Source organism: Ruegeria sp. ABF4_144, from assembly GCF_056160045.1.
Window position 1 is genome coordinate 34,278 of the sequence record NZ_JBSWWK010000001.1, and the last position, 24,950, is coordinate 59,227.

21 protein-coding genes are annotated in these 24,950 nt (G+C 53.5%); 7 read left to right on the forward strand and 14 right to left on the reverse strand.

Going from position 1 to position 24,950, the window contains the following annotated elements:
* Positions 1 to 273 precede the first annotated feature (273 nt).
* Complete coding sequence (locus ACXAGD_RS00185; RefSeq protein ID WP_475207806.1) at positions 274 to 1,719, forward strand: phospholipase D-like domain-containing protein; 1,446 nt, start codon at positions 274 to 276, stop codon at positions 1,717 to 1,719.
* Between the two features lie 570 nt (positions 1,720 to 2,289).
* Here ACXAGD_RS00185 and ACXAGD_RS00190 read toward each other — a convergent pair.
* Positions 2,290 to 4,107 carry an SLC13 family permease gene (locus tag ACXAGD_RS00190; protein ID WP_475207807.1) on the reverse strand — a complete coding sequence of 606 codons (1,818 nt, stop codon included), beginning with the start codon at positions 4,105 to 4,107 and terminating at the stop codon, positions 2,290 to 2,292.
* A 48-nt stretch (positions 4,108 to 4,155) separates the two neighbouring features.
* Positions 4,156 to 5,217, reverse strand: a complete 1,062-nt coding sequence (locus ACXAGD_RS00195) for an ABC transporter transmembrane domain-containing protein (protein ID WP_475207808.1) — start codon at positions 5,215 to 5,217, stop codon at positions 4,156 to 4,158.
* A gap of 217 nt (positions 5,218 to 5,434) precedes the next feature.
* On the opposite strand from ACXAGD_RS00195, the gene ACXAGD_RS00200 reads away from it, so the two are divergent.
* The gene (locus ACXAGD_RS00200; RefSeq protein ID WP_475207809.1) at positions 5,435 to 7,348 is read left to right on the forward strand and encodes a DUF3604 domain-containing protein; all 1,914 of its coding nucleotides are present in this window, start codon (positions 5,435 to 5,437) and stop codon (positions 7,346 to 7,348) included.
* A gap of 334 nt (positions 7,349 to 7,682) precedes the next feature.
* Here the strand turns inward: ACXAGD_RS00200 and ACXAGD_RS00205 are convergent, their stop codons facing one another.
* Genes ACXAGD_RS00205 through ACXAGD_RS00220 form a run of 4 tightly spaced genes read right to left on the reverse strand, consistent with a single transcriptional unit; the run spans position 7,683 to position 10,604 of the window.
* A complete protein-coding gene (locus ACXAGD_RS00205; protein ID WP_475207811.1) occupies positions 7,683 to 8,180 on the reverse strand; it encodes an SRPBCC family protein in 498 nt (165 codons plus the stop codon).
* On the reverse strand, positions 8,180 to 9,049 hold the full coding sequence (locus tag ACXAGD_RS00210; RefSeq protein WP_475207812.1) for an alpha/beta hydrolase family protein: 870 nt from the start codon (positions 9,047 to 9,049) through the stop codon (positions 8,180 to 8,182). Before ACXAGD_RS00210 ends, ACXAGD_RS00205 begins: the two co-directional genes overlap by 1 nt.
* 11 nt (positions 9,050 to 9,060) lie before the next feature.
* Positions 9,061 to 9,591, reverse strand: a complete 531-nt coding sequence (locus ACXAGD_RS00215; RefSeq protein WP_475207813.1) for a nuclear transport factor 2 family protein — start codon at positions 9,589 to 9,591, stop codon at positions 9,061 to 9,063.
* 14 nt (positions 9,592 to 9,605) lie between these two features.
* On the reverse strand, positions 9,606 to 10,604 hold the full coding sequence (locus ACXAGD_RS00220) for an alpha/beta hydrolase family protein (RefSeq protein ID WP_475212449.1): 999 nt from the start codon (positions 10,602 to 10,604) through the stop codon (positions 9,606 to 9,608).
* A gap of 98 nt (positions 10,605 to 10,702) precedes the next feature.
* On the opposite strand from ACXAGD_RS00220, the gene ACXAGD_RS00225 reads away from it, so the two are divergent.
* Positions 10,703 to 11,287, forward strand: coding sequence for a TetR/AcrR family transcriptional regulator (locus ACXAGD_RS00225; protein ID WP_475207814.1), 585 nt, complete (start codon positions 10,703 to 10,705; stop codon positions 11,285 to 11,287).
* 56 nt (positions 11,288 to 11,343) lie between these two features.
* On the opposite strand, the gene ACXAGD_RS00230 is transcribed toward ACXAGD_RS00225, so the two are convergent.
* Positions 11,344 to 11,931, reverse strand: a complete 588-nt coding sequence (locus ACXAGD_RS00230; RefSeq protein WP_475212451.1) for a GNAT family N-acetyltransferase — start codon at positions 11,929 to 11,931, stop codon at positions 11,344 to 11,346.
* A gap of 114 nt (positions 11,932 to 12,045) precedes the next feature.
* Complete coding sequence (locus ACXAGD_RS00235; RefSeq protein ID WP_475207815.1) at positions 12,046 to 12,726, reverse strand: GntR family transcriptional regulator; 681 nt, start codon at positions 12,724 to 12,726, stop codon at positions 12,046 to 12,048.
* 322 nt (positions 12,727 to 13,048) lie between these two features.
* Between ACXAGD_RS00235 and ACXAGD_RS00240 the strand changes: the two genes are divergently transcribed.
* From ACXAGD_RS00240 to proC, 3 genes are all read left to right on the forward strand, one after another.
* Positions 13,049 to 14,038: a TAXI family TRAP transporter solute-binding subunit gene (locus ACXAGD_RS00240; protein ID WP_475207816.1), complete on the forward strand. Its 990-nt coding sequence runs from the start codon at positions 13,049 to 13,051 to the stop codon at positions 14,036 to 14,038.
* A gap of 69 nt (positions 14,039 to 14,107) precedes the next feature.
* A complete protein-coding gene (locus ACXAGD_RS00245; protein WP_475207817.1) occupies positions 14,108 to 15,049 on the forward strand; it encodes a D-amino acid aminotransferase in 942 nt (313 codons plus the stop codon).
* A 4-nt stretch (positions 15,050 to 15,053) separates the two neighbouring features.
* Complete coding sequence (proC, locus tag ACXAGD_RS00250) at positions 15,054 to 15,917, forward strand: pyrroline-5-carboxylate reductase (RefSeq protein ID WP_475207818.1); 864 nt, start codon at positions 15,054 to 15,056, stop codon at positions 15,915 to 15,917.
* A gap of 294 nt (positions 15,918 to 16,211) precedes the next feature.
* On the opposite strand, the gene ACXAGD_RS00255 is transcribed toward proC, so the two are convergent.
* The 4 genes from ACXAGD_RS00255 to ACXAGD_RS00270 all read right to left on the reverse strand — a co-directional run bounded on the left by ACXAGD_RS00255 (position 16,212) and on the right by ACXAGD_RS00270 (position 20,872).
* Positions 16,212 to 17,123, reverse strand: a complete 912-nt coding sequence (locus ACXAGD_RS00255) for a homocysteine S-methyltransferase family protein (RefSeq protein WP_475207819.1) — start codon at positions 17,121 to 17,123, stop codon at positions 16,212 to 16,214.
* A 385-nt stretch (positions 17,124 to 17,508) separates the two neighbouring features.
* Positions 17,509 to 18,687, reverse strand: a complete 1,179-nt coding sequence (locus ACXAGD_RS00260; RefSeq protein WP_475207820.1) for a carbohydrate porin — start codon at positions 18,685 to 18,687, stop codon at positions 17,509 to 17,511.
* Entirely contained in the window at positions 18,684 to 19,448 is a 765-nt protein-coding gene (locus tag ACXAGD_RS00265) for a DUF3299 domain-containing protein (RefSeq protein WP_475207821.1), read from the reverse strand. Before ACXAGD_RS00265 ends, ACXAGD_RS00260 begins: the two co-directional genes overlap by 4 nt.
* A 26-nt stretch (positions 19,449 to 19,474) precedes the next feature.
* Complete coding sequence (locus ACXAGD_RS00270) at positions 19,475 to 20,872, reverse strand: amidohydrolase family protein (RefSeq protein ID WP_475207822.1); 1,398 nt, start codon at positions 20,870 to 20,872, stop codon at positions 19,475 to 19,477.
* An 84-nt stretch (positions 20,873 to 20,956) separates the two neighbouring features.
* On the opposite strand from ACXAGD_RS00270, the gene ACXAGD_RS00275 reads away from it, so the two are divergent.
* Entirely contained in the window at positions 20,957 to 22,015 is a 1,059-nt protein-coding gene (locus tag ACXAGD_RS00275; protein ID WP_475207823.1) for an AraC family transcriptional regulator, read from the forward strand.
* Positions 22,016 to 22,258: 243 nt separating this feature from the next.
* Here ACXAGD_RS00275 and ACXAGD_RS00280 read toward each other — a convergent pair whose 3' ends face one another.
* Complete coding sequence (locus ACXAGD_RS00280; RefSeq protein WP_475207825.1) at positions 22,259 to 23,905, reverse strand: hypothetical protein; 1,647 nt, start codon at positions 23,903 to 23,905, stop codon at positions 22,259 to 22,261.
* A 360-nt stretch (positions 23,906 to 24,265) separates the two neighbouring features.
* A complete protein-coding gene (locus ACXAGD_RS00285) occupies positions 24,266 to 24,826 on the reverse strand; it encodes a nuclear transport factor 2 family protein (RefSeq protein ID WP_475207826.1) in 561 nt (186 codons plus the stop codon).
* Positions 24,827 to 24,950: the final 124 nt, after the last annotated feature.

Consider the following 24,950-nt stretch of genomic DNA (forward strand, 5'->3'; position numbering starts at 1 on the left):
ATCCGCTTTTCCTTAAAATTCGTCGTTGGGACGGACGGTTTTGTCCGATGTGTACAGAAGCAGATCTTCGCTGCACCGTTGCTCGAGGTCCGCAAATGGAGTTAAGCAGACGTTTGAATTTGCTCGAAGTGGGCGTAAGGGGTACGCTAGCGCGATGCCTTTGACAGAAGGTCTTGCTCAATGCGTTTCTAACCCAATCTTTCTGCACGTTTGTTAGTCAAAAGAGATAAGGTGAAGCTTCAAGCGGTTTAGTTGCATTTGGGGAAACGTGTTTTGAGCCTCGTCTACCTATGGGCATTTCTCGCCACACTTGCTCAGATTTCATTGGCTCTCGGCGTCACGGTGCACGCCGTTCTGAGAAAGCGAGATACTCGTGCCGCAATCGGCTGGTCAGCGCTTGCTTGGCTTGCGCCGTTAGTGGGCTCGTTGGCCTATATCGTCCTGGGTGTTAATCGCATCAACCGGGCCGGAACGCGGATGGGTCTATCAGATACTATCCGTCAAATTCCCAGTTTCTCGCTCTCGGAAAGCGAGAGTGTTTTGTTTGAGGAAGCTAATGTCCAACTTCCTCACATTGCCGGATTGGCCCGCGCTGGGGAAGCTCTGAGCGCAAAGCCGCTCCTGCCAGGAAACACGGTCCATTGTCTGCGGGACGGTGATGAGGCCTTTCCTGAAATGATTGCGGCCATTGATGCCGCCAAGTTTTCCGTTGGCTTGCTGAGCTATATTTTTGATAGCGACCGAGCGGGAGAAGAGTTCTTGAATGCTCTTGTTCGGGCCAAGGTCCGCGGCGTGGAGGTGCGTGTTCTTATCGACTGCGTTGGCGCGCGCTACAGCAAGGAGAACATGGTCACTCGATTGAAAGATGTGGGGATTGAGGCAGCGAGCTTCCTTCCCACAAGCGGGTTCTCCTCGCGCCGCTTCTCAAACTTGAGAAACCACAGAAAAATCCTTGTTGTAGATGGCTGCATAGGCTTCACAGGCGGAACCAATATTCGCGAAGCTCATTGCCTGAACCTCAATCCCGAGGGACCAACACAATGCCTGCACTTCAAGTTTGAGGGGCCAGTGGTAAGCCACTTTAAGCAAGTATTCGTTACGGATTGGGCCTTTACCACCGGTGAGCAGTTGAGCGGCCCGGCATGGTTTCCTGAGCTTACCCGCCATGGCACAGTCTGGTCACGCGGGATTTCGCACGGACCAGACGAGGATTTCGAGACGCTCAGTAAACTCATTTTCGCGGCACTGTCGGCCGCGCGGGAACGCGTACGCATTGTTAGCCCTTACTTCTTGCCGGATTCTCGTCTTATAGAAGCCCTTTCAGTGGCGGCCCTCCGTGGCATCAAGGTTGAAATCTACCTCCCTTCCGACAACAACGTGAAGATTGTCGAGTGGGCGGCCATGGGTCAGATCGGGCAAATTATGGAACATGGTTGCCGTCTTTTCTTTACCAAGCCACCGTTCGATCACACGAAACTCATGCTCGTGGACGATGTTTGGGCTCTTGTTGGGAGCACAAATTGGGATCCCAGAAGTCTGCGATTGAATTTTGAGTTCAATGTTGAATGCTATCACCGAGAGCTGTCGGAAGAGCTCCATGCGATCCTGGACTCAAAAGCACTTGGCGCTCGGGAAATTAGCCTTGAAGAGATCAATAGTCTCCCGCTTTGGGCCAAACTGCGCAACGGGCTGGCGCGGTTGCTCTCTCCCTACCTGTAGCAGGCACAACTTGGTTTGCCCCCAGACACATTTCTGGTGGCGCTTGGTTCAAAAGAACACCTACGTTCAACCAAACAGAAATTCGCGAAACGCCGAACTACGATCTTATTCGCTCTGCGTTGTTTCGGGCGCCGCAGGTGCGACACGCGTGGGTCCGTCAGAGCGCGTAAACAAGTAGAACAACAACGCAACGAACACCAAAGCAGCGAAAACGACCACTCCAGACATTCCTAAAACAGGAGCACGATGGCGCGAACCTTTGTTGTCGGGATCAGTGTTATTGGCAGACATTGTAATTCTGACCTCCAATATGATCCCCAACACTACCATTTTAAGTGGTTTCAAACAAATTGACCGTCAAATGAGCCCTCTACTCACCTTTGGGATGTATGGCAGCTTATCCGTCGTAAATGGCATTGTTTATCAGCTTTCGTGTCGTTACATTCTTGGTATGGAATTTATAATTGGAGCCATAGTTACCGTCTTCCTTGTGGTCTGGGGGGCCATGTCGTGGTGGCGGGCTCCGGGCCACAATCGCTAAGAAGACGACGACAAATAGCTTTGTCGTTTTTAATACGGGAACAGGATCGGCGCGATAGTCACGGCTGCTATTCCGGTCAGAATGGTCAGCGGAACACCAAGTTTTAGAAAATCAGAAAAACTGTAACCTCCTGGCGCAACAACCAATGTGACCACGGGTGTTGAAATGGGTGTGGAAAAGGACGCCGAAGCTGCAATCAGAACGCAAAGCGCCACCGGGTAGGGGGAAATTCCAAGCGCCTCAGCCGCAGAGATTGCAATGGGTGCCACGAGCACAGCAGAGGCCGTATTGGAAAGGACCAAACCTAACAAAGCCGTCAAAACGAAGATGGCTGACATTACCGCTCGCGGGCTTGCATCTCCGACAAGGTACAGCAATTTCTCGACGATCAGATCGGAGCCTCCGGTGACTTGCAGAGCATCCGCCAAGGGCAGCATTCCCGCAATCAGTACAAGACTTGGAAGCTTGACGGCGCGATAGGCGTCTTCGGCAGATAGTGTGCGAAACACAACTGCGGCGACTGCGGCTATCAGGACCGCGGCCGAAATCGAAACGAGTTCAAGCAGCGTCGCGGCTATCATTCCGGCCATAATTATTATTGCGGCCCAGAATCCCGAGGCAGCAGGTGGTATGGATTGCCGTTCCTGAGGAAAGGACAGCAGCACGAGCGAGTCGTGCCGTTTGACGGCCCGATCTAACGCGTCCCAACGCCCGGCGATTAACAGTCGGTCCCCGGATTGCATCGTTGCTGCTGTTGTATCCCCAAAGGGTTCGCCGTCTCTGACTAACGCGACGACCTCGACGTCTTTCGCTTCCGCGCCAAGCCCGTTGCTCAATGGTTTGCCAATCAGCGGGGACTCTGGATGAACTAAAACATCGGAAAACCCGATCTCATCAATCCATGCGTCGATCATGTTTTCTGGGTCGATGCGTTCAGAGAAATTAGGTCTTTGCGCGAGCGTTTTCAGTGACCCTTCCGGCCCGCGCACCAAGATGCGATCTCCGCGTAGCAACTCCATCCCAGTGCGGAACATCGCCGGTATGAGCTTGCCTTTTGCACCTGACCTTAGTCGGATCACAATATTGGCATCGTCTCCGATCATCTCAGAGACGTCTTCCGCAGGAACTTTCTTGGCGACCACGAGAATTTCAGACTGAACATGGAGATCAAAAGATCTCCACATCCCTGCAAGTGTTGTCCCAGTTGTCGCTAAATCCTCTTCTTGCGCATCCGTGGCAGCCTGCAATCGATATCGTCCCCAAAACAAGATGAAAACAACCGCAACCAAAAGAACCAGCGCACCGATGAGGAAAAAGGAAAACAGACCCAAAGGCTGATAGCCCTGAGCAACCAGCTCATCGCTTACAACCAGATTTGGAGGTGTGGCGATAAGGGTCAGCATGCCGCTGATCAACGCGGCATAGGACATCGGCATCAGAAGCCGCGCCTTGTCGTTGCCGGTTTGCTGGGAGATACGCAAAATGATCGGAATGAATATTGCGACAACCGCCGTCGAACTCATGACGCTTCCCAAAAGGGCGGTGCTGATCATTATCAGGATCAGAAGATTGGTCTCCCGGCTGCCACCGTAGCGCATGATTGCGTCACCAACTGCGCGCGCCACTCCGGTTCTGTCCAGCATTTCCCCCAGCACCAGAAGGCAAGCCACGAGGATCACTACGCTGTTCCCAAAGCCCGATAGGCTTTCCCCAATCGTCAGCGTGCCGCTCAGGGCAAGCGCAATGACCACTATCAAGGCGACAAAATCGTAGCGAACCCGATTGCTTGCCATCAGTGCGCCAGCGACGGCGATCAATACAAAGACAAAACCGGCCTCATTGGTCATTGCTTTATCCCTTTGAAACAAAAGGCTGGCTATTCAGCCGGGCAAGGTTCAGTTGGTTGCGTCAGCCATATCTACGCCCGCTTCTCGCAGCAGTTCAAATTTCACAGCTGTTGCGCTGACCTGTCGATAAAAGGCAATCAGCTGCCGCGTCGGGCCCTGGAGACGTGTCAAACCTACGGTGGCGGCGACGACTGTGCCAACATCCGTGTTACCTTCCAAGACCTGCCAACCACCCACAACAAGAACCCCCACCGTCCCGGCGCCGTTTATGGCGCTGAGTACAAATTTCGAAGACAGCTTCCAGACGAATATCCGAGAACGGGTATCGTAGATCTCGTCAAATTTAGGTGTGATCTCCGCGGCCGAGCGATCAGGATCAACAAGCCAGTTGGTGGCTTTGCGCAATGTGTGAACCCTGTCTGACACAAGGGAGTTCACGCGCGTCTGGACGAGAAGAACAATAAAAACCTGAGGGATAATCATACCGATTGCAATCAGTCCCAGAGAGGGTTGATTGGCTGCAATGTACCCGACGATCACAACAAGGGTTCCGGCCTGTACGATGGGTTCAGACAAAGCGCTTCCCGAGAACTTTCCCACTTGTTCGGCTTCGGCCGACACCATGGTGGCCTTGGCACCATAGGCAACTTTCTCGGCCCCTGCGGGGGTTTCGCGCGACAGATTGCAAATGCGCTTGCGCAGTTTTCGGATCATGTCTTCGCCCAGAACGCTCGATAGGTAACCCAGCACCCATTTCAGCGCGAGGCTCAGGATGATCACTCCACCCATTGCAACGCCGAGCCACAGCAATCCTGCGGGGCTTATGTTCTTTTCGGTCAGCCCGTTCACGATTTCCTTTTGGTAATTCAGAGGAAACGCCGCCAGGGCGGCAATGGCCAGCGACAGCAAGATGTTAACCATCTGTCGCTGTCCCGTTGTTCTCCAAATTGATCTATAAAATTCAATCACTTCACGTTCCCCCAACTTTCTTGCGGCACCTTTGCTGAACGATGCAGGTGTTATGAACGCACTGTAACACTCAATTCCATTCGCATAAAAAGATGCGTTTCCGGCGAGCAGTTGTAATGAGTTTTGAGCTCGTAAATTCACGAAAAATCAACGGCTTTGAATTGATATTTGTGAATATAGGGACGGTCACTGATCCCCAGTTCTGGCCTCGCGCAGACGTGCCAACTGCTGCGCAAGTTCACCACTCCAACCGTCAAGTTCGGATCCCGGATCGCTCGTCTTACCTACCTGTATATTTGATTTTTTGCATATTTTTTCATACACTGCGTCCTTGGTTTTACTGTTTGGGGGAGCAGTTATGAGAACTCATTTTGAACCCACGATTTTGTTGCATGCTACAACCGCCTTCGCGCTTTCATTGGGAACGCAAGCAGTTGGCTTCGAAGGAGAAGTACCTCCGGATACTGTGGTGCCGCCGCAAACCTATTCTCCGTTTGTTGACCGATCTTATCCCGATCAGGTTCTCTTCGGTGATCTTCATTTCCACACGGAAATCTCGTTCGACGCCGGGCTTGTTGGGACCTCTTTGAACATCCATGACGCCTTCCGCGTGGCGCGAGGGGAGAGAGTAACCTCAAACACCGGGCAGCCTGTTCAGCTCATTAGGCCCCTCGATTTCCTAGCCATCACCGAACACGCAGAAATGTTGGGGCTTGCCACCGCCATTCGTGCATCAGACCCTAGGCTTTTGGCCGACGACTGGGGCCGCTTGACCCATGAAAGGTTCAATTCCGGGCAGGAAGGTCGGATGGAGGCGTTTGCCGATATTATCGAAATCGCATCAATCGAGGGTAGGGACCCCACGGCTGGCTTGGGTTTAGGCGGCGACCTCTGGCAACAGATCGTAGAAACCGTAGACGATTACTACGAACCCGGTGTTTTCACCTCTCTGGCAGGGTACGAATGGACGTCGACACCGCGAGGCGACAACCTCCACCGAGTCGTGATCTTTGGGGATGGCGCCGATAAGACCAGTCGCACACGCCCATTTACCTTCTTTGAAAGCGAAGACCCCGAGCCATTGTGGGATTATTTGGCCGCCTATGAAGAAGAAACCGGCGGAAGCGCCGTTTCCGTTCCGCATAATGGAAATATATCCAACGGAATAATGTTCGCACCCACCAAGTTTGATGGTTCACCTATGGACGCGGAATACGCTGCCAAACGCATTCGTTGGGAGCCGATGCATGAAGTCACCCAGATCAAGGGGGATGAGGAAACGCATCCCTACCTGTCACCTGATGATGAGTTCGCAGATTTTGAAACTTGGGACGTTGCAAACATTTCGGGCACCGTTGCAAAGACCCCTGAAATGCTGCGCTACGAGTATGGACGCTCTGCTTTGAAGGTCGGGCTTGAAGTACAGCGGGAGACAGGCGTTAACCCGTTCAAGTTCGGTTTCTACGGTACAACGGACACGCATACCGCGCTCCCGACCACGCGGGAAGACAACTATTTCGGGAAGTACCAGCACACAGAGCCCTCGGAGAACCGCCACAACTTTGATGTTATACCGGCCGAAGACCCGGCACTGCGCATCATTACGGCTCAGGAGTCTGCAGCGGGCCTCACCGCTGTATGGGCCCGCGAAAACACGCGTGAAGAAGTCCACGGCGCTATCCAACGCAAGGAAGCCTACGCTACGACAGGGCCGAGAATGCGAGTCCGCGTCTTTGGCGGCTGGGATTTCGATGCTGATGATCTTTACGCCTCGGATTTTGTTTCTAACGGGTATCAAAACGGCGTGCCAATGGGCGGAGACCTGAAGAACGCGCCTGATGGCGTGTCCCCCAGCTTCTTGATCCGTGCTCTGCGCGATCCGGATGGCGCGAACCTCGACCGTGTCCAAGTCATCAAAGGCTGGATTGATGAGAGTGGCGAAACTCATGAGCGGATTTTTGACGTGGCCGTCTCCGATGGACGAGAAATTGGAGAGGATGGTCGCGCCCGCGAACCAGTGGGCTCGACGGTAGACATTGAGAATGCGACATACAGCAACTCAATCGGTTCCGTGGAACTCGCCGGCTTTTGGCAAGACCCGGATTTCAATTCAGATAACAACGCATTTTACTACGTGAGAGTGATCGAAATTCCCAAGCCACGTTGGACGACTATCGATGCAGCTTTCTATGACATCCCGTTGCCTGAGGCTGTCCCAGCAGAAATCCAAGACCGTGCTTACACGTCACCGATTTGGTACAGCGCTGAATAGTTGACGTGTTTTGTTTGGCGTAGCCGTTTATGGCTGCCTGGACTTCCGAAAGTGCCGCTGGGAAACAACTCAAACGCTCTCTTGCACGCATGAGCCCGCTGCTTGATTTGGCAGATCAAACAAATGTCCGGTTTGGTGAACGTCGTCTCAATGGGAATGGGCCGTCGCATGGGCGATATCGAAAAGCACGCCTCGACGAAAACCGTTTGCTTAGATCATTATGGGTCCGCAGTCTGTAGAAACAATTGTCGAGGCAAAGAAAAACACGGTCGATGAGGCTCCGGTGTGAACCAGAGATACCTGACCATTTACCGTTCGCGTATCGCCTGTGGCTTCAGTTCGCTCCATCAAGTGCTTTGACGCGCGCCTTCAGTGCCTCACCAACGGTCGCGTATGCGGGCTCAATCCAATCAGAGTTCCAGAACCAAAGCCCAATCCCGCGGTCGATTTCATACTGAGTGACCTTGGTGCCGTCAGGCACTGGCTCCAAGAACCAGCTGTGGTCAAAGGTTAGGATGCCTGGAAAACCGCCCTTCTGTCGGAGCTCTCTTTCAGGTGTCATCGCGACGACCGTAGAGGTCATCTCAAGTGTTTTGCCAGAAGGATCCAACACGTTGTTCGATAGTTTTGCGCCTTCGACATAGGCACCGTCGACTTCGACGAACACCGGGTTCCAGTCCGGATACTCTTCCGTCGCCATCAACACGTTCCAGACCTGTTCCGGCGAGGCCGCGATGAACGTTTCAACATGGAAAGTCTTGCGTGTCAGGACGCCTGCGATCGCCACAATAGCAAGCACAGGCAATCCCCATTTCAGGATGGCCCACAGCATCACATAAACCGATCAAACCATCCCATCAGGTCTTCGGGATGGGTGCCGACATAGTCGTAGGCCGCAAACCGGCTTTTCTCGAGATCAAGCAGTTTCAGCTCTTTCTCGACAGTGAGGGCGTCGCAATAGTCTTCGACCATCCCCATCTTCGTCCAAGGGTCGTTGCTGTTCTGTACCACCAGCGTCGGTACGTTAATCCTGTAAGCCTCATTGACAAAGTTGGGGGCGCTCATGTCGAACCCCAAGCGCTGTTCGCTGACTTTTTCGCCCGCTCGCGTCATGAAGCCGGGCATCCCAAGCGCCTCAACAAAGCAAGCGTAAAGCAGGGGTTGAACGGCAACGATTGCCTTGATGTTTGCCCGTTTGCTTAACCCGTTGTCGCGACCGTAGGCATAGGTGGTTGAAGCGGCGCCCATGCAGATACTCAAAAGTCCGATGGAAGCATCCGGGAAATGCTCAGTTGCAAAGTCCACTGCGGCGATCACATCCTTCGCTTCCTCGGGTCCCCAACTTACCCAGGGGACGGATCCAAGATCGCTTTCGCCATGCCCCCGCATATCATACATCAGCACGGAGTACCCCTTATCCGCCAGGTACTTGGCTTGCCGTAGGAATTGAATGTCTTGCTTCCAGGGCGTGATTGGACCGTGCCCTTTGGGCGTCCAGCCACCTCGGTTGCACTGCACCCCGAAATGGGTTTGCACAATGACTTTGTCGCTGCCGCCCTTGATCAACCAACCGCGCAGAATGACGCTATCCTCGGCTTTGAACTCGACGTTTTCATAGTCCAACCCGTGTGCCTCAGGGCTATCGAACAAAGGTGACTGGCCTGGCTTGACCATCATGTTAGAGATCATGGTTCCAAACATTTTTTCGGTCCTTATTCTGGAATTGGGTCGACTATTTTGGGGTTCAAGCTGATGAAGCGTGCCAGCCCCTCACGGTGGGAAAACCGGCATGTTCCATCGGTGAACTCGAAGGTGGAGCGGTACTCAGCAACGCCTCTGACGCCAAACTCGTGGGTTATATCTTTGCTGATCGGATGGATGATGAACTGCACATAGCTGGTACCCTTTGCAGTTGTGTCCGAAGTTGGGATGATCCTTTGATTGGACAGCATGTGCAAAAACCGGAACGTGTCGCGTCCTTGCTTGTAACGGGCCGCGATTTCTTCATGACCCTTGTGTTCGACTAGCTGCATTTGCATGTTGGCCAGCTTCAGAGTGGCGTCCTCGGTGAACAATTCCGCGAACTTAGCGGCGGTAACGTTCAGATCCTGATCCGGATGGTCGAGATACCACGCATAATCATGAGCAGTCTGCGTGCATGCAGCGACCATGTCCGCCTGAGATGCAGCACCGGATGCGCTTGTCAGTGCCAGCGCGGCGAGGCCAAAAACAACCTGTTTCATGACTTATTCACCCTTTACATGTGTGCGTCGTACCAGGCGATCATTTCCGCCGGGTTTTGGCTGAAGTAGCGATAGCCCTCGTAGCGAACCGGCGTGCCTTCGATCCAAAACAGCTTCTTGTCGCGGTTCGGTAACTTGGCATGAATGACCTCGGCGTCTGACGGCTTGGTTGTCGCGTCGTCTTTCACCTGCACCAGCATCGTCGGACATTTCACTTTGTCGGCGCGGGCAATGGCATTGGAATCTGTGTGGCGGAAGCTTGAGTAAAAGCTGTAGCGCTCGTTGAACCGCTCGACTGCGTTTTCAACCCCATTGTCGATCAGTGCTCGTTCGATGAACGGTGCGGCAGACAGCGGCTGTAATGCGATCATGCAAACGATGTCTTCAAATTCTTCCGGGTGTTTTTCCATCGCCAGGAAGGTGGAATTGCAGCCCATGCACTGGCTATGCAGAGCAATCTTTGCGCCAGGTACCTTCTCCCGAGCGAAGCGGACGGATCCGATTACATCGCGCCACTCGATCGCTCCGACGCCGGTGATATTACCGGCTCCGTCGGCCGAATGCCCGTGCCCGCGCAGGTCATAAGCCAGGACGTTGTAGCCGGCATCGTGCAGCGCCTTGTAGGCGTCAAGGAAGTTCACTTCGAAACCGCCCTGCGAGGTCCACGGCTCCAGATGACCGGGGTATCCATATCGGTTGGCCCCGATGAAGTGGTTCACGATCACCAGTTTGTTGCTGCCCTCGGATGGAATAAACCACCCGTCCAGCATGACACCGTCCATTGCTGGGAAGAAAACATCTTCGTAGGCCATACCGTGGTCCGAAGGCCGCTTCAAAATTGGCGTGCGGAACGAATAGCTGACCCCTTTCGCGATCTGGTCGATCAGCGTGTCTTCTTGAGCCTTGTCCATAGTTTTCCCTTTCAATGTCGCCGCCGAGGTCGTCCAAGGCAGAATGCTTGCGACCACGGCCGTCGCGCTGGTTGTCAGGAATTGCCTTCTCGTCTGGTTCATTGGCAAACCTTGCTTTACAAGTGTATCGTTCTTGTCGAGTTGTATTTTACATCACGACACCTCTTGTCAAGTGGTAAGGTTGGATTTATTTGATCCACATGAACGAGATCACGACCAAACCGTTGTCAGATACCGAAGAAAAAACGATCGCAGCGGCGATCCGCTGCTTTGTCCGCTTCGGTGCACGTAAGGCGTCCATGAATGACATTGCGGCCGAAGCCGGAGTGTCGCGCCAAACGCTGTATGATCTCTTTGGTGGAAAGGATGAGGTGATCCGGGCGTCGATCCGAAGCATCACCGATCAAAACCTGGCGCTTGTCAGGCAGCGGTTGGCGGAATGTGCCACTTTGTCGGAAAAGCTCGACGCCTACTTCGAAGAGACGGTGATCAAGAGTTTTGAGATGCTGCAGAACGCAGGCGATGCAGAAGACCTGATCACTGGTCATAACGCAGCCGGCAAAGACGAAATCGCTCGGTCACATGACCGTCACGAAGCGCTGATCGCAGAAATCCTGGAGCCCTATGCTGACGCAATGGAACAGCATGGACTATCCGTCCCTGAGCAAGCACATTTCTTTGTCACGGTGGTGATGGGGCTTAAACATGGCGCCCGGGACAGGTCGGACCTTGAAAACCTCATAGCTGTTCTAAAAACAAACTGCCTTCTCTCCGTGGAGCACTGAGCAGCGATCAAAAATCCATAAAGGAGCTCCGCTTCCGCGTTGACGCTCTACGGTTTTCAGGAGGCTGGCTGTTCCAGTCGCCAGGTTAGGTTCGCTTTGACGGTTGGCCACTCCGATTGGATGATCGAATAAACCGCCGTATCTCGAACGGTTCCGTTTGCCATGATCATATTGGACCTCAATACACCATCGAGTTTCGCCCCTAGACGTTCAATCGCGCGGCGACTTTGTGTGTTTATGAAATGGGTTCTGAACTCGACGCAGATGCTTTCGAGCTCTTCAATAGCGTGCTGTAGAAGCAACAGCTTGCACTCTGTGTTCAATGGCGTCCTTTGAACCGATTGTCGATACCAAGTCGATCCGATTTCAAGGCGGCGATTTGGTGCGCTGATGTTCATATAGGTGGTCATGCCAACAGCATGACCCGTCGATTTCTGGATGACCGCGAATGGGAACATTGTACCCGCTTCGCGCAAGGTCAGTCGGCGCTCGATCTCTTCCGGTACACCCTCTGGTGTTGGGACCATTGTATACCAGAGACGATGCAGATCCCCATCGGCGGCGGCCCGGGTGAGGTCATCACTGTGCTTTCTTTCAAGCGGTTCAACTGCAACATGTTGCCCATCAAGTGAAAAGGACTCGATCCAAGCGTTCCTATTTGCCTAACCTGTTCGCGACTGGAACCAATTTGAGAAGCGCAAGCGCAGATGCGAAGAGTGAGGATTTTTCATTCTCTATCCGCGAGTGAAAGATGCGACCTATCCAGCATTTCGCTCATTCAGAAACTTCATTGTGTTTTTCAACCCTTGCCGCATGTGATCTTCAAGGTGAGCCAGCATGTCATCCAAACTCTCACCGTTGGCGAGCTCAATGTATTTGTCATGGGATTCCCGAAGTGGCCCGCCCCGCCCATGCGCCTTCTGATGCATCGCAAAGTAAAACTGGAGGTTGGGTTTCAGGCGCTCCCAGCTTTGCAGCAGAAGTGTGTGTCCCGAAAGTTCATAGCACCATGAGTGGAGGTGCATTTCTGCCATGATCGCGCCGTAGGGATCATTATCCGAGATGCAATCGCATAACCTGTTGTTTCGCATTTGCAGGTCGGCGAGGCTAATCAGGTCGCGTTTGTCCCAGCAGAACTGAAACGCCATTTTTTCGAGCCCCGTTCGGAACGAATAGATTTCATCCAGATCAATTGGATCCAGTGTGCGAAGGAAGGTTCCGCGGAACGGGATGTAAACAAGAAGGCCGATCTCGCTCAATTGAACCATCGCTTCGCGCAATGTGGCGCGGCTGACATCCAGCTGAGCAGCAACCTGAGTTTCAAGCAGTTTTGCCCCAGGCTCCAGATCTCCGGTCAAGATAAGCTTCTGGAGTCGCTCCAGCGTTCTGTCTTTCAATGTGTCGCCGGATTTCTCTGATGAGGATGCTTGCTGTGTCATTTCGATCCTGTTGATGGGACTCCCAATTGATGGAAGGCGAGATTACGTCGTTAGGCCAAGATAGCCAGAAAAATGATTGCAGCTAAACTTCCAATTTCGGTTCAGTGATTGATTGCTGCAGACCAGTCTCAAGGTAGTCGGTTACATCGTTATTGTCGACAATATTATAAATTGTCGACAATTTTGAAATCATGCTGTACCGTTGTGGCAAGTGGGGATTCGAAAAGCTCCGAACCTTGGCAGCGATTGCCCACTCCATCGGCAAAAGATGATCACCCGGTTTGCAACCGCGGTGACGCAACAGGTGAAAAGGGAGTTATTCATGTTGTCGAACGACATCCTGAAAAAGAGAATCCAAACCGGGTTCGCAGCATTCAGTGCAGCCGCGCTGTTGGCTGGTGCACCGGCGAAAGCGGAAGAGTTTCTGACTATCGGCACTGGCGGTGTAACCGGTATCTACTACGCCGTCGGCGGTGGCATCTGTCGGCTGGTCAACCAGAAACGCAAGGAACATGGCATTCGATGTTCGGTCGAAAGTACGGGCGGTTCAGTTTACAACCTACGCACCATGCGAGAGGGCGAGCTGGAAATGGGAATTGTTCAGTCCGACTGGCAGTTCCACGCTCTGAACGGGACAAGCCTGTTTGAAGAGGATGGCCCGGATGGTGAACTCCGCAGTCTTTTCTCGCTCCACCCCGATACGGTCATCATCGCCGCACGCAAAGACACCGGCATTGAGTCTCTGGACGACCTGGGTGGTCGGACCATCAATTTGGGTAATCCTGGTTCCGGAACGCGTGGCACAGCTGAAGTCCTCGTAGACGCGATGGGCTGGGACATGGATCACTTTGGTTTGGTGACCGAGCTTAAGTCGGCCGAACAATCAGCAGCGCTATGCGACAACACCATCGAGGCCTTTCTGATGGTTGCTGGCAATCCAGTTGCCAACGTGCTGGAAGCTGCCACAACGTGCGACATCAACATCATTCCTGTCGAAGGTGATGCAGTTCAGGCGTTGGTCGAAAGCAAGCCCTACTACGGCAATGTGACCATCCCGGGCGGTCTGTATCGCGGTGTGGATGGTGACGTTCCATCCTTTGGCCTTCCGTCCACATTCGTGACATCCTCGAACGTACCGGAAGAAACCGTCTATGTGATGGTGAAGGCAGTCTTTGACAACTTTGATGCCTTCAAATCGTTCCACCCGGCCTTTGCCAACCTCAAGAAAGAGGAAATGGTGGTTAACGGATTGTCCGCACCAATGCATCCGGGCGCCGAGCGTTATTTCCGCGAAGCCGGATTGATCAATTAAATGCACAGCAGAGGCGGTGGTCGCCGCCTCTGCGCCTCTTCAACGCAACGCCCACGCAAGAGTCATGACATGAGCGAGCAAACTCTAAGCCATTCCACACATGACGCGCAGGAAGACGCGCGCAATCGAGACATCAAGATCTTTCTTAATGGCAAGATCGTCCCGCGCAGCGAAGCGATGGTGTCTGTCTACGATTCCGGTTTCATGCTGGGCGATGGAATGTGGGAGGGGCTGCGCCTCTACAACGGTACTTGGGCGTTTTTTGACGAACACATGGAGCGGTTCTTCAACAGCTGCAAAGCCGTCTCCATTGACGTCGGCATGACGAAGGAAGAAGTCCTGCAAGCACTGAATGACACGGCCAAAGCCAATGGTATGACGACAGACGCGCATTGCCGATTCATGGTGACTCGCGGACCAAAGGATAAGCCGTTTCAGCACCCGGGATTGTCTCGATCCGGACCCACGGTGGTTGCGATTGTGGAACACTCGAAGCCAGTGGACAGCCTGATGAGCCAAGGTATTCGCCTTGCCACAGTGCCTCAGGTGCGCGGTCTGCCGATGAGTCAGGACGCCAAGTACAACAGTCACTCGAAGCTGAACTGCGTCATCGCATGTTTGCAGGCGGAACAGGCTGGCGCTGACGAAGCCCTGATGCTGGACCCACATGGATTTGTGAACACGACGAATGCGTGCAATTTCTTCATCGTTCGCCGTGGTGAAGTTTGGACCTCTACTGGTGACTACTGCATGAACGGGGTGACCCGTCAGAAGGTCATAGACCTTTGCCGGGCAAACGACATCCCGGTATTCGAGAAGAACTATTCGCTCTATGAAGCCTACGGAGCTGACGAGGCCTTTCTGACCGGCACTTTCGGAGCGCAAACCCCCGTTGCGTCCATAGATGGAAAACAAATCGGAGAGCATGAAGGTGCTGGTCCGATGACCCGCCGATTGCGCGAGCTCTACAAAGAACTTGTGCAACGAAGCACCCTAAAGGTTGCGAGCTGATTGTATGGAACAGGTCGAGGGCCCAGAAGGTCAGAGCCGATTAGAGGTCGGTGATCGTGGCTTGTTGCTATTGGGGTGCGGCAAGATGGGTTCCGCATTGTTGAACGGCTGGCTCAATGCAGGGCTGGACCCCGAACAGATCATCGTCCTGGATCCGCGCCCATCTGACTGGCTGCAGCGCCTTCCACTACGCGGCCTTCGCCTGAACCAACAGCCAGAAGAGCCGCCTAGTGTCGCGGTGATTGCAACGAAGCCTCAGGTCATGACCTCAGCCTTGTCGGACCTGAATTCCCTTGGAGGCGGGCGCACTCTATTCGTAACGGTTGCCGCAGGCACCTTGATTTCGACATATGAGGAATTGTTGGGCTCGCAGGCACCAATTGTGCGCACAATGCCAAATACACCAGCATCGGTTGGTTCCGGCATTACTGCACTTGTCGGTAACGCACGTACCACCGGCAGGCATTTGGATCTTGCAATTCAACTGATGCAGGCAGTTGGAGAGACCGTGGTCCTCGATGATGAGGACATGCTTCATGCAGTAACCGCGATTTCCGGTAGCGGTCCGGCCTATGTGTTCGCGATGACGGAGGCGTTGACAGAAGCGGGAAGAGAGTTGGGTTTGGCCCCAGAAGTTGCAGCAAAACTGGCAAGTGCAATGATCTCGGGGAGTGGCGATCTTCTGCGATCCAGCGTCCTTTCTCCCGCCGACCTTCGAAAGGAGGTTACGTCCCCATATGGGACTACGGAAGCCGGGCTGCAGGAGTTGATGTCCCGTGAGAAAGGGGTGTTTCCGCTCCTCCACAGGACTGCGAAGGCTGCTCATAGTCGCAGTGTTGAGCTGTCCAAAGGAACAGGCGGGAGCTGAACCTCAAAACTTCCCTACCGATATTTTGCGGTAATGTTGCTCGTAAAAAAACCCTTTGCGCGCCTTGCAGTCTTCGACCTTCGGGTTGAGGTGAGTTTTGCGCTTCACATGTGATCGGTTTTCTGAGCACGGCTGATGACGTGCAACAGAATTAATGTCTGCTTAGAAGACGCTGCAATGCGACGGCGCTCATTGCGGCGAATACCTGCAAAGGGTCGCTGAGAACAAGTTGTGGAAAGAAATCAGTGTATTACCTTAGATCTCCGCGCTAACGGTCAGATTGAACTAAGTTGGCTACGACAATTCGCCGATTATCGATTTCAGGTGGCGCATGTCGGTACCGCAGCACCCTCCAAACACTTGAATCGACGGATTCTGCCGCGCAATCGCGGCGATCTGCTTTCCGAGTTCAATTGGATCGCCTTCGTCCAGTTCATCGGCTTCGTCAAGTTCCGTATGTGAGCAACTCGAAGCGTTCGCTACCATGCCTTTAAGTCGGGGGTGATTGCCAATCGCTCCGGCGAAATGGGATGGATGGGCGCAGTTGACCATAAAAAACAGCGCCGCCGAGTCCGTGGCCGCGTCGATTTGGTCTATTCCGTCCGCTAGTTTGGTCCCGTCTGCCAGGCAACCTTCTGTCTCGACAACCAGAGACATGATGATCGGCAGATCAGCGTCTCGGGCGGCGAGGATGCATCCCGCTGCCTCGCTTGGACGGTTGAATGTATAAGCGGTGACCAAATCTACGCTTGTATCTTTCAGGCTTTGCATTTGAGCGGCGTGGTATTGACGTGCATCTTCGACGGGTACTGCCGGGATATCGGCGTAAGGATCATAGCGCGGGCCGATGCAGGCCGAGACCAGTACATCATTGCGAGCGGAAGCTTGGCGCACTTCCTCCATTAGACTGACCGCATCTTTGTTCACTTCAACAAGCCGTTCTGCATCGTACCCCAAGGGTGCTGCCCGGTCGGCGTTAGCCATCCATGTGGGGGCATCAAGGATGCATCCGACACTCATTTCATGGGCGAGATCGACAAGTGCCTGCATTTGACCGGCCAGTATTACCCTGGTGCCAGGTTCTTCCAGCAGCGGAAACGATGCGAAACCGGGTAATTCAACTCCATGATTGAATATCAGGTCAGTGCCAGTACCGGCATAGACCAAAAACGTCTTGCCACTTTCGAGTGGGAGCTTTCGCGCCATTCTGATCCACGCCTATTGCCGCTACGTCTTCACAAGAAATCTACATTGTTGCGGGCCTTCTGTGAACCTTAGGGCGGCGACAGGGTGCCTTCCGTGAGCGTGACATCATCTTCCCGGGCAGCTCTCGACCGCAGCGTCATCAAGCTACAGCCAATCGCTGGTACCGATGGGGTCAATCAGTTTTTGGCGTAGTCGTCGCGGTTATGGACTCTTGCAGCGCCAAATCTGCAATGGGTTACCTTAAGGAACCTTGAGTTCTAAGTGGTCACTTTGTTGAAAATCTCGCGAAGGTCTGCGATGCGCAGAAAGCGGGCTTTGCAAAGTCCTGTTGATCTCCGTCAATCGCCCTTTGATGCAACCACATACTGACAGCGTTCACCCCGCATTAGAAAACGATCCGGGTTCTAAGACCGAACAGAGTAATCTGGTCCTGATTGGGGTTCAAAAGAGGGTCGGAAATGAACTGTACCGATGGTGTGATCTGCAATCCGGGTGAGATTGAAAAACGGTAGAATGCTTCGAGCGTGAACTGGTCACCGTCTATGCCTCTTGCCTCGGCCCAGTTCAGGCCCAGCCCGGCTAGATCGGTATTGCGACCGTAGTAGCCAAGACCGGCAGAAACGGACCGATCATAGAGTGCTGCTGTTCCTTTAGAAGCCCCAGCCCGAAAGAATGGCATCCATTTATTGTTAACAAACCATGCGGCTGAAAACGCTGCGCCATAGTCTTCTGGACGGCTGCCATCATCAGCCGCATCCGCATGCCAGAGGGTTAAATGGATATTGTCGAAATAGATGCGATCAAAGCCGGAAGTGTAACCAAGTTCGAGCGATTTAAAGAGATTGCCATCGCTAAACACATCAAAATTTGGATCAGACGGGTCGGCGTTTGCGTCTGAGACGCTCGCAACAGCGTAGAAGTTTTCGCTCAGCTTTATACCACCGGCAATGCCAAGACCTTGGTTGGGCGTGTTAATTGTCGGGTTGGTATTGAAAGACAGGTTTTGGAAACCACTGTAGGGACTTACCAACCCGTAGATATCCACAAAGTCCGTTACATCAATCTGGCCGATTTGTAGCGTCCACGAGCCGTTCTCTGCCCTTTGGGTCCAGAACAGGTTAGTTAATAGAAACCCGTTATCGTTGAAGGCTGTCCCTGTAATTGAAAGGGCACCACCATCCAGCCCGAGGAATTGCGGAGCAACATCGGTGTAACTGTGCCGATCCTCGATCTTGAATGTCAGAGACCCTCGTTCAGTTGCCTGCCAACTGCCGTAGAAGCGCGCGATTCCACTTGCGGCTTCACCAGTTCCCACATCAGCATTCGTGGATTGGCCCAACGCTAGGTAGTCCACGTTAAATCGAAACCCGCCTTCGGCCAGCCGGTCTTTCCACTGAAACCAGCCCGGTGCGATATTGCGCGGAAAATCGGAACGATATTGCGGATCAGTGAGTCCATCTCCGGGCTCCAGATCAGCTTCGACCGAGGAAGGCCCGGACAGCCCTTGCGCCGAGGCAGCGCAAGCGGATGCAATACTCAGTGCGACAACGAGAAGTCTTATCATTCAGACGCCTTTACCCCGCCGGTCTTGCGATTGCCCGCCGCTCGGATACGATCAACGGCACGCTGCTTCCATTCCAGCCTGTCTGCTTCAGTTTCCAGAGTTTCTACACGTTCCGTCTCTAACTGGAATGTCGCATTCATGGGCATGAGGCCATCCACAACCATCATATTCTGAACAGAAGTATCGATAGTCAGCATACCGGTCAGCCGAACGGGTTCGTGGAAATAGCTGGGCGTCCAGTCCCCATTCAACCGCACACGGATCATTTGGTTGGGCGGAGGTGGAGGCATGTGACTGCACATCCCTCGTTCTGGCACCAAGTAAGCCACAGGTCGACCGTCCGGATCACTCGGAGCAGGAATGGCAAAGCCCGCGAGTGTGATTGTTTGACCGTCGAATTGCGGGTTTCCGTTCGTTCCAGCCTTTCTTCGACGTTCCGTTACGACCTCTCGCTGATCGAGTAGCCAGTCGACATCAATTCCATCAGCCGCCAACGCATCCTCAGTTTCGATCAAAAGCGCTTGCCATTTTTGTCTCTCTTCTTCGCTGCCACTGTCCTGCCGCAGCCTGCTGCGTAGTCGTACGACGTACAGGATATCGTCGAATTGTTCGGGGCTGAGATCACGGTAGGGGTCTTCGAAGACTTGCGCGGATGGGTCTGGAAGGTCTGTCCAGTCCAACGCGGTTTCAGGCGTCGCTAGCGCAGGATGTCCACACCAAACCAACCCTGCAAAGACTACGGAGCGAAACAAATAGTGCATAAATGCTCTCCGGCTATTTTAATGGGTCAATCCAGCGTGTTTTTGTAGATGACGCCGTCCTTCATGATTAGGCGGATCGTATCTGGGCTCTCGGGCCTCGGGTCGGCACCGAACCACTGATCACCTGTGCCGACAACCGAGAAGTCTTCAAGTGGGTTACCGTCGATTAGTAGGATATCCGCATAGGCCCCTTCCTCGATAACGCCTAGTTTTCCGGCGGTGTACGGGTTCATAAAATCACCTGACAAAGCGACGACTTCGCCACCCGTCGATGTCAGGGTGACCATCGACGTATAGGGTCCGAAAAATTCATTATTCAGGTGTTTCTCGTAGGCAATCTGGATATTGCAAGCCTCGACCGAACCAACGCAGTCGGTCTGGAACCCTCGCTTCACCGGGCATTCTTTCATATTGTCGATGTAGCCTGCAAATGTGGCCGAGGCGGACTTTGCTTTAGCAAGACTCGATGGGACGTTCGCCACTGCCGGAATATCGAGCAATCCGGGATCGAAGGCCGTCAAGTTCGTGGTAATGTATGCCCCTTTTTCGTTCATGACCTGAGCAATCTCACAGTCAAACGAAAAGCCATGTTCGATCGACATCACACCTGCGTCGAGAGCACTCAGGATGGCTTCCTTGCGATAGGAATGCGCCATGACATAGCTGCCATATTCATTAGCCACTTGCACCGCTGCCCTGATTTCCTCGGGCGATCCAGCCAGCAATTGCCATGGGTCAAAGGCCGACACCACACCCCCGGATTGCATGAATTTCAACTGTGTCGCGCCCATGCGAAAATTGTTGCGTGCAAACCTGTAAACGTCGTCCACACCACTGACTTCCTGCGCCATGTTCAGCCGGCTCATGTTGGTCTCTGAGCCCGGCGGAGCAGTGAAATTCGCGAAATCAGCGTGACCACCTCGCGTTCCGATAAATGCACCAGATGGAAAGTAGCGCGGGCCTTCAATTTGGCCTGAGTCAATTGCCCGACGCAACCCGCCATTGGCCCCACCCGCATCCCTGACTGTGGTGAAGCCTTGCATCAGATACATCTCGGCCATCCGCGCACCGTGTATGGCAAAATCCTCCCAAGTTGTATTGGCCTCCATCGCGGGCAAGGTCGGCCCCATCAGCATGAGGTGCGCGTGCAGTTCAATAAACCCGGGGGTCAGTGTCCGTCCCTCTCCGTCAATGACTATCGCATTGGGGGCATCAATCGCATCGGTTGATACGGCCTTAATCAGGTTGCCTTCTACCAATACGCTGGCATTCTCGATACGTTGCTCATTAACGCCATCGAATACATGCACGTTGGTAAACAGCGTTTGGGGCTCGTCTTGATCCTGAGCCTGCGCGGACGCTGAAAAACAAAGACCTGCAGTGACAATTGCCGTCGAGCAAAGAGACATTCGTAGACCGGACATAAGCGCTCCCTTCATATTCAAGTTTTGACAACTGTAGTCTGGAAAACTTTGCCCTGGTTGCCACTTTTGAATTAGGATGTTCGAATGTGGTTGTTAAAATGGCCACTGACGACAGCGTTTGATCCTAAAAAGGTGACGAGATTGCCGTTCAACTCCACCTCTCGAGAGCACAGCGAGGGCTTTGTTCGCCTCTCCTTAGCTGCTCCGTTTCTACAATATCTCACCGAGCGAAAGATCAATCCGCAACCAGCATTGGATCAGGTTGGTTTAAAAGTTGAACTATTGTCTGACCCATCTGTCTACGTCCATTCAGAGCTGGTCTACGGCCTGTTGAATGCTTTCTCAGACTTGTCGGGGGATCGATACCTTGGACTGAATGTAGGCGAGACGTTTGACCTGCACGGGTGGCCGCCGTTCGCTCAGGCCTTGCAATCTACAAAAACGCTGTTCGAGTTTTTTACCCGATTTGTCGGGCTTGTACCGCAAGAGTCCAATTCTGTACGGCACTGCCTTGTCATTGAAGCGGATAAAGCGACTTACCGTATCGAGAGGCAACAGGAACCAACTGTCCCACCCATTCAGGTGACCGGTTTTGGTGCCGCAATCTATGTACGCCTGTTGCAGACCGTCGTCGGGGATTCCTGGGACTCTTCGCGTGTGCGATGGGAAAGCAGATACATCAATGGTCTGCCCGTCGACTACAAAGGGATCGAGGTTGGCCTTGGGACTGATCCCGGAATGCAAATTAGTTTTCCTGTGGAATGGTTGTTTTTGCGCCATGTCTCTAAGGGTTCTGCCAAACCCACGGCTTCGCCTCGACAAGATGAAGAAGTCACAGTGGTGGCTGCTTTGCGATCTGTCTTGCGCGACAAATTGGATGAAACCGATCTGGGGCCAGAGGTGGTGGCTGGATTGCTGGGAATACAACCGGACCGGTTTCTGAAGGCGCTTCAGCAACAAGGCACAACGCTACCCCGTGAAATCAAACGGCTGCGCGTCGATGTCGCCAAAGAACACCTCAAAGAAAACAAGATGACAATTGCGGAGATTGGTCTGATGCTCGGCTATTCAGACAAGTCCCATTTCACTCGCTTTTTTCGAGGTCAGACCGGAATGACACCGACCAAGTTCCGAAGCGAATGATAGTGGTCGAGCCAAAGGAGTGCTTTGACAACGAAGCACCCATGGGATCAGTTTGGAGAAGTTGTTGTGCGACCCTAAACTGAATAGCCAACGACTAGAAAGGCTCGGTTGCCACCGTTGACGTTACTTGCCGGGCATTGGAATTGCGAAAGCGATCCTGTTTGTCCGTGAGAATTTGGGCAAGTCAATTTCGGTTGAAGAAACGGCTTGCTGAGCCGCAACGGTGTACCTTTTAGTCGGGCACTACTCAGCCGCCAACGCTTTCTGCCTGCAATAGCAGGATGCCTTGATCGGCACGTCGGCCCGTGCGGCGGCCTTGTCCAACTGCAGCTTGATGTGGGCAGCTTCGACCGTTTCGCCACGTCGGGTAAGGCATTCGTGCAGGCCATGCAGGCTCCAAACGTTGCCGGGATGCTGACAGGCCCGGCTAAGCGTTGCATCCAGGCCAAGGTCTGCGCGGTAAACAGTTTCAGCTTCCTCCATCTGTCCCTGTTCAAGAAGCAGAGCGCCCAGCGCATGGCGGGTGGGTTGCATCCATCCCCAGGGCTCATCGTAGGGTAAGTTGTCGTCGATCTCGACCGACCTTCGCAGATGGTCATAGGCCGTCTCATACTCTCCTGTGTGATAGGCTAGCTCACCCAGCATCATTTGTTCGGCGACCTTCAGAATGTCCTGGCAAGTGTTGTTGAACAGCATGCGGGTCTCGGGAACTTTGGCCAGAGCATCATAGAATTTGGCCTTTTCACTCTCGGCGTCAGCTATCCTGTGCAGGTTGGCCAAGGCGACCGTTCTTGCGTAGCGCATCATGGCCAGTGTCACGCTATAAAGCTCTTCATCCTCTGGCAAATCCTGATCCAGAATATCCTGCCAACGTCCAAACCTGATCAGCACATGTTGCTTCATGGGGATGAAACCTTCAAACCAGTCAGCCATCGGCCTAAGAGTGTCTGACGGCAGGGTGTCGATCAATTCATCTGCTGCTTCGATTGCTGCCGAAGGCTGCCCAAGGAACATCGCTCCGTAGATTTTGAAGTGATAATTGTGGCATCGATAGACGGAGTAAAAGTTGTCAGGCCCTTCGTGCTTAAGAAACTTGCGGTCCGCCAATATGGCTTGGTGATTGCGCAGCACCACGTTCACGTAGTCTCCGCACAACACGTCGATATGGGTTGGCATATGCAGCAAATGACCGGCCTCGGGCACCAGCGTGCTGAGCGCATCGCCGTGACGCAGCGCCCGCTCGGGGTGTGGCGACATTTCCATCAGGTGAATGTACATATGCAAAAGCCCAGCATGTGCCCACGCTCCGGGAAGTGTATCGAACGCGTTTTCAAGCACAGAAATAGCCTCAAGCGTATCAGCCCCTTCGGCGGGCTGTCCGGTCGGCAGGTCCCAAAGCTGCCAGGGTGTCCGGTTCATGATCGACTCGGCTAGAATCGCAGACACGTCCAGATCCTGATCGAATGCGGCGTGAACCTTACGCATCGCATCAGCGAAGGCGTCATTCCAAGGGCTGAAATCTTCAACCTCAGAAGAGTCTGGATAGCGCGCAGGGATTGCTTCGATGAGCGCACGTTCAACTGACGTCAGCTTGTCCTTCAAAGACGTGGCGGCGATAATCGACGCTTTCGCCAAGGCGATACAGTCAGGCTTTTCGTCTTCTTCGAAGGTTTCCCAAGGCTTGTTGTAGTTAGGTCCAATACAATACGCGATGCCCCAGTGCGCCATTGCGCAATCCGGATCAGCAGCCACCGCCTTTTGAAAACACACAATCGCTTCTTCGTGGTTGTACCCGTAGGTCCATGCCAAGCCTCGGTCAAACCAAAGCTGAGCTTCATCCGATGATGTTGTTATTTTCCGGCTGTAAGTCCCGAGGTCATAGTATTCCATAACAGTATCCCCCCAGTTTAAGGCTAGAGGTTACCATATTGGGCCGTTTTTCGATACCGGTGAGGCATCAGGACCTACTTGCTGAAAGAACCTTCTCGAACCACAAGACTTTCATTCGTGATCCCGCTGGGAGGCTCGAACGACTGGCGCAGCCCCGCAACGCGTTTCGGCGGGTGGCCTCTTTGGCTGGTTCCAAGCCAGCGAGCAACGCTTTCCAGTAGGCCTATGTTGACGTCATGCAACTTTGTGCCCGCCACGCTCAGATCATCTCGGGCCAGCCAAAGCAGGGTGTTGCCTGAACTTCTTGGATTGTACCGTTGGAGTTCAGGTAAACACCCGTAAGGCAGAGGCAAGAAAAGTTTAGCTGCCGGGAAGTGACGTCCAATCTTGAACAAGGTATTTCACATTGACCTTGTTCGCTTTCCAACCTTCGTCAGTTCTGGTCACGCCGAACTCGTAATCGATCCAGCGATACCCGCGCAATGTGCCGCCGTCGTCTGCAAACTCGCCGGCAGGGGTGTTTTCAACAACAATGATCCCTTTGCTGAAAACCTCAGCATTGTCGGGGTCTAGGAAATAGACCCGCTCGTTCGATGTTACGTGGTGAATTACCAGCGTATCCGCGGATTCGTAAAAACCCCTCCAGCGTGTCAGGATCTCGTCTTCGGATTTCACCACCGGAGCGCCGTTCACGGGCTCACCGATCGTGGTTTCGATATCACCGTGCAATAGATCCGCAACCACGTCCCATTGTTCTGTATCGACACCAAGCGTGAGGTTGCTGACAACTCGTTGAATTTCGAGAACATCGACGATGTTTTCCGAGGTGATCGGGGTTCCCAATGTTCTGTTTTCTTCAGCGAAAGCGGGGGTGAATGTGGTCATGAACGCAGCAGTACATAGGGCTGTGACGAAGCGCATAGTACTTCTCCTTGAGTTGCGCTCGGAAGACCGCGTGGCACCGGTGCATTGACCAGACAGCCCAGTTGCAATCAGGACGGTGTTTCTTGCGTCAACGGTGCGAAGCAGAACTTTGGAAATTCCG